This window comes from Prevotella sp. khp7, assembly GCF_900109055.1.
Lineage (GTDB): Bacteria > Bacteroidota > Bacteroidia > Bacteroidales > Bacteroidaceae > Prevotella.
The window spans coordinates 420,514-432,651 of the sequence record NZ_FOIV01000004.1 but is presented as its reverse complement, the minus strand read 5'-3'; the positions used below and the strand labels follow the sequence as shown (position 1 = coordinate 432,651).

Genomic DNA, 12,138 nt, shown 5'->3' with positions numbered 1-12,138 from the left:
ATCTCTTAAATCTTTAATATGATTTTTATATGATACATTTCACCTTCGAGTGTTTGCTCCCATTTGTAGCGGTTGGCATACATAAGATCTAAGCGACGACGGGTATTCTCCAAACCGATACCTGAACCGCTACGGTCTGCATCGTCCTTTGGATAGTTGGTGTTGTCACAGCTGAACACCAGTTCGTCATCGTTCTGTAGCAGATTGATGTCAATCTTTGAAGGACGATTACTGCTTACGCCATGCTTGAAGGCATTCTCGATGAGTGAAATGAATAGAAGCGGTGCAATTTCCATGTTCTGTCCGACGTCAAAGGTTGTGGTCACCTCTGTTTTCTCATTGCAACGCAATTCCATCAGTGCGATATAGTTACGCATAAACTCTACCTCGCCCTGAATGGGTACTGTTTTCTTGTTTGTTTCATACATGGCGTAGCGCAAAAGGTCACTCAGTTGAGCAATGGCATCCTGTGCGGCATCAGGATTTATTTGTGTGAGGCTCGAGATATTGTTTAGGGTGTTGAAGAGAAAGTGGGGATTAATCTGGCTCTTCAACCATGCAAGTTCAGCCTCTGTATTCTTTGCTTTTTCATCTTGCAACTGCTGTTTAATCTGGCGGACGCGTATAAAGTGCCGTATACCGATGGCAATAGCTGCTATGACGCAGTTAAGCAGTAGAAACATGAATACTCCAGAGAAGAATCCTATCCACATGTTGGGCGACATCTCAGGCATTTCAGGAATGCGGTCACGGGCTAGGAATACGTAGATGAAGGGAAAATTCATGAAGAGAATGAGCGCCAGATTGCAAAGAACAAACAACCAGAAGCGTCTTTTGAAAAACAGGAAAGGTCCGAGAATGTAGAAGTTGGTAAAATAAATCACGAAGGGTGAATGCATAATACCCCAAACCACGCGGAACGAGGTTTTGGTGGAATGGAAATCCTGTGTACTGAGGAAAGTGGCCAACGGGAGTGCCAGCATGATGATGAGCCATACTGCAAGTTGAGCCACGAACAACCAGATGTCTTTTCTTTCGATCTTCTTCATACGACTGCAAAGATAGGTATTATTTTTTGAATGAACAAAAAAATGGACAAATAAAAATCCTCCTCCTGAGTAATCCCCATACTCAGGAGGAGAGAATGTTACTGAGGCATGGTGCCGTTAGTTGTTCCAGTACCAGTTCCTGCAGTACCAGAGCCTACGCTGTTAAGCATCTCGCCTTGTGACTGCTGTTCGATGAAATCATTCTGAACGCGGTTCACATGTTGTTTGGTTCTCACCTTCGTGTTTCCGAATGTGTAGCTCACGGTGAAGGTCACGCCATAAATGGGAACTTTGATATTGGTGTGGCTTATGAAGTCCTTACCGCGACTGTTGCTCTCAATGTTCAGTTTTCCACCACCGTTGAGGCCGAGAATTCCACTAACACTCAGGTTGAGCTTATCGTTAAGCAGCGATTTCGACAAACTTGCGGTTACAAGATTAAATCCACCGCTCCAGCCCTGAAGGGTATAGCTTTTGGTAGAGGTAATTGCGAAGGCGCTCAGTTTGAGATCCCATGGTAGTGTCTGCTGAAGACCTACCATCGCGTTGGCAGTCCAGCCATTGTTGTTCTGTGCAAGAGCGTCGCTGCGAAGATCTGTATAGTTCACGCCACCATTGAAGAATACTCGCGTGTCCTTTGTAAGTAGGTAGTTTACATAGCCGTTTACACCCGTTTGATGGCGCTTGACTACATTTCCATAGGTGGTGTTCAGCAGATTGCTGTCGTCATAGAAACTGTACTGTGAGATTGCGTTGTCTACAAAGTTGTGGTGCAAGTTCAGGTTAATCATCAACTTTGGCGTAAACAGGTTGTAAACCAGCGAGAGGTTGTGATTTTTCTCTACGTCAAGGTCTGGATTACCATAGGTAAGTGCGATAGGGTTGGTCTTGTCTACATAAGGGTTCAAGTAAGAGATGCCCGGACGCGAGATACGCATGTTGTAAGTCAGACCGAGGTTGCTGCCTGTGCCGATGTTGTATTGTAGACTGGCTGTTGGAACAAGGTTACCGTAACTGGTTGTAAAGTCCTCTCCGTTGCCCAAGTGATATTCAACATCCTGCCAAGTGTACTCATAGCGAAGGCCTGCCTTGACACCAACTTTGTTGAAGTTTCCTGCATACTCGCCGTAACCCGCAAGGATGGAGTTTTTGTACTCATAGTCACTGCTTGAGTTTGGGTCGTAAACGCTCTTCAGATAATATTTGGCATCTGATGTCGCGTCGTGAAGCTGTAACTTGCTACCAAGACTCAGTGTCTGTCCTGTCCCTAAAGGCATGGTGTAGTCGAGTTGGAAGGTGTGATTGGTGGTCTTGTCCTTATTTTCTGAGAAACGGTCTGTCAGATCGATGACTGATGAGGCCGTGCCAAAGTTGTTGGTCGACTCTGTAGTAGCAGGGCTGTAGTTCAGCTGATAGGTGAGGGCCAGCGACTGAGTGTGTTCCTTGTTGAAAAAGCGCTGGTAGTCAAGACTACCATTAAATGAGGTGCGTGTCATTTTCATATCGGTAGTACTGCCATAGCTGAAGCCTGTGCCATAGGTATTGCCCCCCATGGTGGTCAGCGAGGTGCCGTTGCTCTTCATTGTCATGCTATTCACCTGAGCAGTGAGGTTCAGTGCACTCTTGTCGTCAATCTGGTAACCTAATGTCAGACTTCCCATTGTAAACGGTGTCTTTACATCGTTAGTTGAGGTCATCAGCTGTGAACCGCCATTGGCCTGAATCTGTTCCATCTCGGTCTCCGTGGTGCCAGGCTTGTTGTAAGAGGTCATCACGTTAGCGCTGTAAGAGAGTTTTCCTTTTTGCCCGTTCAGGAAAGCACTGGCACCAAGTTGCTTGTTACCAGCTGATGCGCGCAGTGTTCCGTTGTAGCCATCCATACTCTGTATTGCCTGCGGGTTCATCTTATTCATTACGATATTCAGAACGCCAGAAGCTCCCTCGGCATCGTACTTGGCGCCTGGGTTGGTCATCACTTCGATGCTCTTTACAGCTGTGGCGGGCATGCTCTTGAATACCATCGAGGGATTTGATGAGAACATTACGTTGGGCATACCATCAACATACACTTTAAACGACGAACTTCCGTTCACGCTGATATTGTCTTGTCCGTCTACCGTAACCATTGGAACCTTGCGGAGCATGTCGAGAACGGTGTTCGACTTCGAGTCCTCATCCTCAGCCACGTTGTAGCTCATTTTGTCAACGTCCATCTTTACCAATGGCTTTTGGGCCACAACCTCTACGCCTTTCAGCATGGTGGCGCTTTCTTTTATATATAAGGTATCGAGATTCAGCGGGTTCTGCTGCCCGAGCGTTACAGTCAGCTTCAGGTCTTCCTTTCCTATACTGCTGAACACAATGTCGAACTTACCCTTGCCTTTCACTTCCTGAGCGAACTGTCCGTCTTCCTTGGTGAGGAACATTGCCACAGGCTTATCTTTCTTACCTTGTTTAAATACGCGGACGGTGGCGAAAGGTTCGCTTTCACCTAGTGCTTCGTCCATCAACACGCCCTTTATTGTGGTCTGGGCCATTGCTACTTGTGATGCCATTATCATCACTGTTGCTGCGAAAAATGCTTTTAACTGTTTCATATGTTCTGTTTTTTATTGTTATTCTGTTTTGTTCTCGTTCCCCCCTTGCGGGTTTTTCTGGTGCAAAAGTAGGTGGTTTGCCGTTACCACCCAAATAGATTTCGACGACTTCTGGGGATATTTTCGACGAAATACATGAAAGAGATGCTTAGCACGGAGCAAACCCGGACTTTCCTCGGAGCAAAGTCAGACTCCTCTCGAAGTAAAATAATAGCGGTAACAGGTGTTGTGGCCATGATTCTGAGTATGACTGTTTCTGTGTAAGGCGTTTTGATTTGTTGACGAAAAAGTGGGCTTGGTTTATTAAATGCTAATTCTTGTTGAATTTATTTTGTGGTTTGTGAGAAAAAACGTATCTTTGCAGGGATTTTAGTGAGACTTAATCGCAGATGAAAAAGGTGTTATTATCAATAGGTGTAGCACTGCTGAGCGCTTCGGCAGGATTTGCACAGAAACAGTGGACGCTGCAGGAGTGTATCGACTATGCGATGGCGAACAATATCACCCTCCAGAAGTCGAAACTGCAGAAGGAGAGCGCTACGGAAGATTTGAAAGGCGCCAAGGCTGCGCTCCTGCCTACGCTGAGCGCATCGACCAACCAGAGCCTGGGCTACCAGCCCTGGAAAGACTCGGGTATGTCGTATGTGACCAATGGAATGGTGAATGCGAAAGTCGATAAGACCTCATATAATGGCTCTTACTCGCTGAGCGGGCAGTGGACCGTATGGAACGGCAACCGAAACCTGAACACCATCAAGCTTGACAAACTGTCTGAGGAGCAGGCTGACCTCTCAACACAAGAGACGGCTAACTCCATTCAGGAACTCACCCGGATTTTGCGCGACAATCATAAGCTGAAAGAAGATGCCGACGATGACTTCACCATCCGTTCTCAGACTGAAATGATGGAGACTATGTCGTCGACCATGGATACGGTGAAGATTATCCTCGTGGTAGCCGCAGCTTTCTCTTTGCTTGTGGCGGGTATTGGTATCATGAACATCATGCTGGTGTCTGTCACGGAGCGTACCAAAGAAATCGGACTCCGTATGGCGGTAGGTGCTACAGGACCAGTCTTCTCTCTGCAATTCCTCATTGAGTCGGTACTGATATCTGTTACAGGAGGATTGATAGGCGTCCTTGTCGGGGTGGGGGCGAGCACGTTTGTCTCTTCATTCGGTATGCCGTCGAGTGTGCCGGCTTGGAGCATCTATGTGTCGTTTTGGGTGTGTGTGTTCATCGGTGTTCTGTTTGGTTACATACCAGCTCAGAAGGCCGCAAATATGGATCCTATAGAAGCAATCCGTCATGAATAAGCCACTTTATATAATTCTTCATGTGGGTATATGGGCCTATATGTTCCTGTCGCCGCTCCTTTTTATGAGGGGTAGCGACGTAAATATTATACAGTATCTCATGAACTGTATGACGCCATTATTGATGATGGTGGTGTTCTATGCGAACTTCTTTTGGTTGACACCATATAATTTCGTTATAGGTAAACGCCGCTATTATTTGCTGTTCAACCTGTTGATGGTGGTAGTGTTCGGCACGTTTCTGCACTCTTGGTCGTCCTATACCCAATCACTCTTTTATGAAGGTTATTATTATGAGTCGAAGGTTGATACGCTGAACTATATTTTCCGTGATATGCTCAGTCTGGCTATGTCTGCGGGTATGGCTACGGCTATTGTGTTGGCTACAAAATGGCAACGAAATGAGGAAGCACGTCTGGAAGCAGAAAATGCCCGTGTTGATGCGGAACTTAAAAATCTTCGTTCGCAGGTCAACCCCCACTTCCTGCTGAATACGCTGAATAATATCTATGCACTGACGGCTATCGATCAGCCCCGCGCGCAAGATGCCATTCAGCAGCTTTCAAAGTTGCTCCGCCACATGCTATACGACAACCAGGAAGCTGAAGTTGTGTTAAAAGACGAGATACAGTTTATAGAGAACTATGTCAGCCTGATGAAAATACGTCTGTCGTCAAGTGTTGACGTGAGACTTGAGAAAGATGTGCAGGATCCTTGTGTGAGGATTTCTCCTCTCATCTTTATCTCGCTTGTAGAAAATGCATTTAAACATGGTATCAGTCCTACGGAACCGAGTTTCGTACATATCAAGCTGACACAGCGTGATAATACTATCTGTTTTAATATTAAGAACTCTAACTACCCCAAGAATAGCTATGACCGCAGTGGCCATGGAATTGGCCTTCAGCAAGTACAAAGACGCCTTGATTATGCTTATGCGGGATGCTACGAATGGGTTAAGGGCGTCGTTGGAAAAGAGGGAATCTATTCATCTACAATAATAATTAAACTATGATTATCAAGTGTGCTATTATCGATGATGAGCCTTTAGCTGCAGGCTTATTGGAGAGCTATGTTAACAAAACTCCTTATTTGAAACTTGTTGGTGTCTATGATAGTGCTATCAAGGCTATGACTGATTTGCGTGACAAATCCGTGCAGTTGCTTCTTCTCGACATTCAGATGCCGGAACTCTCAGGTATTGAGTTCGCTAAGATATTGCCCGAGGAGACGAAGGTCATCTTTACAACCGCCTTTCCCCAATATGCCATTGAGAGTTATAAGGTAAATGCCCTCGACTATCTGTTGAAGCCCATTTCGTATAGCGATTTTCTGAACTCTACAGATAAGGCTCTTGAATGGTTCACAATGAGGAAGATGGTACACGAACGTTTTGTGTATGTGAAGAGCGACTACAAGTTGCATCGTATCTCGCTCGACGATATACTCTATATTGAGGGACTGAAGGACTATGTCCGCTTCTATCTGAAGAATGGTGAGAAAATACTCTCACTCATGTCGATGAAGAAACTCTACGACTACCTGCCAAAGCCCGAATTTCTGCGTACGCACCGTTCCTATATCGTTCATATGACAGAAGCCCCTTCGGTTGATCGCCTGCGGATTGTGTTTGGCGACACCTTTATTCCTGTATCGGATAACTATAAGGATGCTGTTCAGGCCTATTTCGACGACCATACGCTAGTGTGAGATTGTAAACTGCGTTTTACAAAAGGTAAAAAAGTAAAAGGGTAAAAAATAAAAAAGTGATAAAAAAGGAGTTCATTAGTAACTTTTACCTTTTTACTTCTTTACCTTTTTACTTTTTTTTGTAACTTTGCAGTCGATTAGGTTGAATCGTTATTCATTTTAAATATTATATTCGTAATTATGGTAAATTTTAAGGATTTGGGTCTCGTGAATACCCGCGAGATGTTTAAGAGAGCAGTGGCTGGTGGCTACGCTATCCCCGCTTTCAACTTCAATACAATGGAGCAGATGCAAGCTATCGTTCAGGCTGCAGTAGAAACAAAGTCTCCTGTTATCATGCAGGTTTCTAAGGGTGCTCGTAACTATGCTAATGGTACTATCCTTCGTAACCTCGCTAAGGGCGCTGTAGAGTACGCTAAGGAGTTGGGTTGCGAGAATCCAGAGATCGTTCTTCACCTTGATCATGGTGATAGCTTCGAGCTCTGCAAGGACTGTATCGACAACGGTTTCTCTTCTGTTATGATTGATGGTTCTTCACTTCCTTATGAGGATAACATCGCCCTGACAAAGCAGGTTGTTGAGTACGCTCATCAGTTCGACGTAACTGTAGAGGCTGAGCTCGGCGTTCTGGCTGGTGTTGAGGATGAGGTTGTAGCTGAGGAGTCTCACTACACCAAGCCTGAGGAGGTTATCGACTTCGCTACACGCACAGGTTGCGACTCTCTGGCTATCTCTATCGGTACTTCTCACGGTGCTTACAAGTTCAAGCCCGAGCAGTGCACACGCGATCCTAAGACTGGCAAGCTCGTTCCTCCCCCACTCGCATTCGACGTTCTGCACGAGATCGAGGCTAAGCTTCCTGGATTCCCCATCGTTCTCCACGGTTCTTCTTCAGTTCCTCAGGACGAGGTTGACACTATCAACAAGTACGGTGGTAACCTGCCCGACGCTGTAGGTATCCCCGAGGAGCAGCTCCGCGAGGCTTCTAAGAGCGCTGTTTGCAAGATCAACATCGACTCTGACTCTCGTCTGGCTATGACTGCTGCTATCCGTAAGTACCTGGCTGAGCACCCCGATCACTTCGATCCTCGCCAGTACCTGAAGCCCGCTCGCGAGAACATGAAGAAGATGTACATCCACAAGATTGTGAACGTACTTGGTTCAGACGGCAAGCTCGCTAAGTAAGTAGAGACATTTGTGCTTTATATATTCCCCGCTCTGTTTCATGCAGAGTGGGGATTTTTTTTCTCAAATATTTGGATAAAAACAAATAAATGATTACTTTTGCACATAAATTTAAACACTTATTTATTCTACTGATGAACAAAAAGATTTTTGTATTGCTATTTAATCTGCTTTTCTGTGGTGGCTTTGTTAACGCGCAGGAGGTACAGAAGAGTGATTTAGAGAAACGTGCTGAAGCAATTGACCCTAAACAGAATATAGCCAGTGCGCGTTCATTGTATATCCATGCTTTTAACGACTATTATAATAAGGGCCAGATAGGTCAGGGAGTAGAATGTGCCGTGAAGGCTACGGCTCTGTATTATAAAGAAAACTTTTATAAAGAGGCATTCGACCTGTTGCGTCGTGCCGACGATGCAATCAACTCTAGTAAACAGACGGCCAGCGACAAGGCTGCATCGCACTATTTGGTGACCAAGGAACGCTTGCAAATGTATATGAAACTGAGAAAGAGCGAGAGTGCCAAGGATCAATTGAATATTCTGGAAAGCCTGGCTGGTCAAACATCCAATGAAGGTGTGAAGAATGACCTCCTCTATACCAAGGCTATCTATTATTATACGTTTGGGATGAATGCGCAAGGGAATGCCGTTTTTAAGGAAATGGCCGACAAACTAACAGCGCAGAAGGAGTATGACAAGGTTGATGAAGTATATCAGACTCTGATAGCTAACGGTCGTAAGAGCAATAATGCCAATATGGTTGCTCAGTCGTATAGCAATTATATTGCCTGGAAGGATTCTGCAAACGCTCTGAAACATGCTGACGAGATTGGGGCTCTGAAGCAACAGATTGCTGATAATGAGGCTGCTATCTCAGAGAAAGACAGTTCATTGACCACCCGTCAGGTGATTATTGTAGGTCTCTGCGTGTTGTTGGCGGCCTTGGCTGCTGCCTTGGTTGCTGGTGGTGTGGTGCTAATGCGTTTCATCCTTCTGACCCGTAAACAGAAAAAGGCTATTAAACTGGCTAATGAGAGCGATGCCCTAAAGGCAAAGTTCATCAGTAACATTTCTGCACAGTTGGAACCAACTCTCCAGAAACTCGATAGCCGTATACCAGAAGTAAAGGCGCTGCTTGATTTCTCTAACCGTATTCAGACATTGTCGAAACTCCAGAATGCGCCAGATGAGATGTCGGAAGTCGAGGAAGTTCAGGTACAACAGTTCTGTGAGGATCAGATGGATCAGATACGCGACAAGGTGAAGAACAATGTGACTCTGATGGTCAATGTGCCAAAGATGAATGTTACACTTCATAAGGATTATGTATCGCATATCCTGCTGCATCTTTTGAACAATGCCGCTGAATATACGTCCGAAGGTGGTAATATTTGGCTTGATTTCAAGAAACGCAGTCCGCACAAATACCAGTTTATTGTGTCAGACACTGGCTGTGGAATTCCTGAAGAGAAGTGTGACGATGTGTTCAAACCTTTCCTTGAAATCAAGGACCTTGCCACTGGAGATGGCTTGGGATTACCTATCTGCAAGCAGATGGCTCAGAACATGAAGGGAGATCTCTCTATTGATTCTAGCTTTACCAAGGGTGCCCGCTTTGTATTAGATTTGAACATCTAAAGGAAAATTCTTTATTTGGGTTGATCAGCTTGTAACTTTTCTACAGCTCCCGAAATGGGGTGGAGTTGTAGATGAGTTGTGTATCGCTTATTGAAAAGTGCGCCGCTGAGCAACTCTACGTTACCAAACTGCCCTGCAGGAAACTCGTTGCTAACCATCATTCCCTGAACATTGGAGATGGTGGAACGTAACTTGCCAGGAATGTTAACGTAGACGCCGTTCGCTTGTTTTTGCTTCTTTTTGGGGTCGATAACCTCTACAGGAGGAACGGTCTTAAGATTTTCTATATTAATATAATAAGGTACGCCCGCGAGATCGTCTGCGTCGACAATGCCTAATTTGTCAGATAGACGGAAAAGAATCTGATTCTCGATGTCCTTATTAGGTGTGATGGTGAAAGTGTATTCTGTCGTGTCAGAGACTGTAACACCAGTAAAAAGACTTGTGAGTGCCAGATTTTGCTCCTCTAGCTTATTGAGCATCAATCGAAGTTGCTCACCATCTTTGGGCATATAGTCGGCTTGCCCTCGGGTGAGTAGGTTTCGGCTCTCGCGAATCTCATAGATTTCCTGTGCAATGAGTTCTGCCATCTTAGCCGTGCTACCAGCAGCCAATATCTCCTCAGATAAATAGGAGCGGGGATTGATTAATTCCTTTCGCCTGTTTTTCTTTTGATTAATAGCTGATGACCATGGGGTGGCAATTTTTTCATCAGTATTGATGCCAAGGAGGATGCCATCAGCCGAAAGACGTACGTTACAGGCTGAAGTGCGCGCATCGAACTTGATGGCGTAACACTTAGAGGTGTCAGCCACGGCAACAGGCTCCTGTTGTATAGTTATGATGCTATAGTTAATAGCAGGCTCAGTGATAACATCCTTCATGCGTAGATACCGCTCAGCATATTTGCAGAACTCACCTGGGGTAAAAGAACTTCTCTCTACCTGAACGGTGATGCGTAGCGCAGTTTTTGGCAGATAATAAATCGCTCCTTCTGATGTAACGCCAGGATGATATGACGCAACTAATGTTTGAGAGAAAACATGTAGTGAGCAGCTAATTACAAAAAGTGTAGACAGGAAACGGCGCATGGGATTATTCTTTTAAGCGTTTGAACGCATAGGGCAAATATTGGATGAGGTCACTAGCTATGACGCTCTCTTCACCAAGTTCGCGGGCGGCAATGTCACCAGCTAGTCCATGGAGATACATACCAACGATACAAGCATCTTCTTGCTGATAGCCGCGGGCCAGCAGTCCGGTGATGATTCCAGTTAGTACGTCTCCACTACCTGCGGTAGCCATACCGGCATTACCCGTAGAGTTGAACATGATGTGACCGTCGGGTAGGCAGAGTGAGGTGTTATGACCTTTAAGCAGAATGTATGCCTGAAGCCGCTGAGCCAAATCGCGAGCCTTCATCAAACGTTCAAAGCTATCGGTACTTGGACCTTCCAGGCGATCAAACTCCTTGGGGTGGGGGGTCAAGATGATACCTTTGGGTAGTTGCTGAAGCCAGGCGCGATGATTGGCGAGAATGTTGATGGCGTCGGCATCGGCCACAAGTGGACACTGGGTGCGTCGCAACTGGGCAATGATGGCAATAGCTGTTTGTTCGCTGGTTCCGAGACCCGGACCTATGCCAACAGCCTGAAAGTCCTCAGTGTCAACGGCTTCAGAAAAAATCGTTTCTTCACGGTCAAACTGAATCACAGCCTCAGGTACGCTGATTTGAAGAATCATGCTGTTGCGCTTAGGCGTATGGGTGGTCACCTTGCCTGCTCCTACGCGAAGACAGCCCTTGGTCGCTAATACCGAGGCTCCGCTCATGCCATAACACCCAGCGATGATAAGTGCATTGCCCATCTTCCCTTTATGGGCGAAAGGATCGCGAGGCAATAATCTTGGTCGTATATCGTTCTCTTCAACAACCGTATAGTTGGCTTCGATTTTCTCTATACCATCCTTACTGAGTCTGATATCCAGAACCTTCAACTGGCCAATGAAAACCTGATTTTCCGGGAACAGGAAAGATAACTTGGGCTGTTGCAGGGTAAGGGTCATGTTTGCGCGGATGATGTTTGCGCGGACATTATAGGTGTTGTCCTCCGTCATCAGACCCGATGGAATGTCGATGCTGACTACTTGGGCTGGAGAAGCGTTGATATATTTCACGAGCGAGGCGAATCCTCCTGCAAGAGGCTTGTTAAGTCCGGAACCGAATAGTCCGTCGATAACAAGTGTACCTGTTTCCAACTGTGGTGGCTCAAACTCTTGTATCACCTCAATCAGCGCCTTTGATTTCTTTTCGAACAGACGCTTCTTGTTGATGGCACAATCCTCCGACAAATTACCAGAGACATTGAAAAGGTATGCACATACCTCGTACCCCTTATCGCAAAGCATGCGTCCGACAGCGAGTGCATCACCGCCATTATTGCCAGGACCGGCAAATATGACGACGGGTGTCTGGTTGCTCCATACTTCGGTAATGGCTTGGGTTAGGGCTTTGGCTGCACGCTCCATCAAGTCAATACTCTTGATGGGCTCGTTCTCGATTGTATATTTGTCCAGCTCGTGGATTTGGGCACTCGTGAAAATCTTCATAGGTGCAAAAATACGAAAAATATGCTAACAAATG

9 protein-coding genes are annotated in these 12,138 nt (G+C 45.8%); 5 read left to right on the top strand and 4 right to left on the bottom strand.

The window, feature by feature from the left end:
• Positions 1 to 5 precede the first annotated feature (5 nt).
• On the bottom strand, positions 6 to 1,049 hold the full coding sequence (locus BMX82_RS12100) for a sensor histidine kinase (RefSeq protein WP_091769332.1): 1,044 nt from the start codon (positions 1,047 to 1,049) through the stop codon (positions 6 to 8).
• Positions 1,050 to 1,147: 98 nt separating this feature from the next.
• Positions 1,148 to 3,646, bottom strand: coding sequence for an outer membrane beta-barrel family protein (locus BMX82_RS12095; protein ID WP_036909817.1), 2,499 nt, complete (start codon positions 3,644 to 3,646; stop codon positions 1,148 to 1,150).
• Between the two features lie 389 nt (positions 3,647 to 4,035).
• On the opposite strand from BMX82_RS12095, the gene BMX82_RS13255 reads away from it, so the two are divergent.
• From BMX82_RS13255 to BMX82_RS12070, 5 genes are all read left to right on the top strand, one after another.
• Positions 4,036 to 4,962, top strand: a complete 927-nt coding sequence (locus BMX82_RS13255; protein ID WP_091769329.1) for an FtsX-like permease family protein — start codon at positions 4,036 to 4,038, stop codon at positions 4,960 to 4,962.
• Complete coding sequence (locus tag BMX82_RS12085) at positions 4,955 to 5,977, top strand: sensor histidine kinase (protein ID WP_255396610.1); 1,023 nt, start codon at positions 4,955 to 4,957, stop codon at positions 5,975 to 5,977. Before BMX82_RS13255 ends, BMX82_RS12085 begins: the two co-directional genes overlap by 8 nt.
• Positions 5,974 to 6,672 carry a LytR/AlgR family response regulator transcription factor gene (locus BMX82_RS12080; protein WP_036909815.1) on the top strand — a complete coding sequence of 233 codons (699 nt, stop codon included), beginning with the start codon at positions 5,974 to 5,976 and terminating at the stop codon, positions 6,670 to 6,672. Before BMX82_RS12085 ends, BMX82_RS12080 begins: the two co-directional genes overlap by 4 nt.
• A gap of 180 nt (positions 6,673 to 6,852) precedes the next feature.
• Positions 6,853 to 7,857 (top strand): class II fructose-bisphosphate aldolase, encoded by a 1,005-nt coding sequence (locus BMX82_RS12075; protein WP_091769325.1) that lies wholly within the window; start codon positions 6,853 to 6,855, stop codon positions 7,855 to 7,857.
• 134 nt (positions 7,858 to 7,991) lie between these two features.
• The gene (locus BMX82_RS12070) at positions 7,992 to 9,497 is read left to right on the top strand and encodes a sensor histidine kinase (protein ID WP_091769322.1); all 1,506 of its coding nucleotides are present in this window, start codon (positions 7,992 to 7,994) and stop codon (positions 9,495 to 9,497) included.
• 11 nt (positions 9,498 to 9,508) lie between these two features.
• On the opposite strand, the gene BMX82_RS12065 is transcribed toward BMX82_RS12070, so the two are convergent.
• Both BMX82_RS12065 and BMX82_RS12060 read right to left on the bottom strand, forming a co-directional pair.
• The gene (locus tag BMX82_RS12065; protein ID WP_091769319.1) at positions 9,509 to 10,588 is read right to left on the bottom strand and encodes a DUF4831 family protein; all 1,080 of its coding nucleotides are present in this window, start codon (positions 10,586 to 10,588) and stop codon (positions 9,509 to 9,511) included.
• 4 nt (positions 10,589 to 10,592) lie between these two features.
• On the bottom strand, positions 10,593 to 12,104 hold the full coding sequence (locus BMX82_RS12060; RefSeq protein WP_036909812.1) for a bifunctional ADP-dependent NAD(P)H-hydrate dehydratase/NAD(P)H-hydrate epimerase: 1,512 nt from the start codon (positions 12,102 to 12,104) through the stop codon (positions 10,593 to 10,595).
• Positions 12,105 to 12,138: the final 34 nt, after the last annotated feature.

Bases quoted from the DNA above. Each gene is read 5' to 3' on its own strand.
- BMX82_RS12100 (WP_091769332.1), bottom strand. From the start codon at position 1,049: ATGAAGAAGATCGAAAGAAAAGACATCTGGTTGTTCGTGGCTCAACTT.
- BMX82_RS12095 (WP_036909817.1), bottom strand. From the start codon at position 3,646: ATGAAACAGTTAAAAGCATTTTTCGCAGCAACAGTGATGATAATGGCA.
- BMX82_RS13255 (WP_091769329.1), top strand. From the start codon at position 4,036: ATGAAAAAGGTGTTATTATCAATAGGTGTAGCACTGCTGAGCGCTTCG.
- BMX82_RS12085 (WP_255396610.1), top strand. From the start codon at position 4,955: ATGAATAAGCCACTTTATATAATTCTTCATGTGGGTATATGGGCCTAT.
- BMX82_RS12080 (WP_036909815.1), top strand. From the start codon at position 5,974: ATGATTATCAAGTGTGCTATTATCGATGATGAGCCTTTAGCTGCAGGC.
- BMX82_RS12075 (WP_091769325.1), top strand. From the start codon at position 6,853: ATGGTAAATTTTAAGGATTTGGGTCTCGTGAATACCCGCGAGATGTTT.
- BMX82_RS12070 (WP_091769322.1), top strand. From the start codon at position 7,992: ATGAACAAAAAGATTTTTGTATTGCTATTTAATCTGCTTTTCTGTGGT.
- BMX82_RS12065 (WP_091769319.1), bottom strand. From the start codon at position 10,588: ATGCGCCGTTTCCTGTCTACACTTTTTGTAATTAGCTGCTCACTACAT.
- BMX82_RS12060 (WP_036909812.1), bottom strand. From the start codon at position 12,104: ATGAAGATTTTCACGAGTGCCCAAATCCACGAGCTGGACAAATATACA.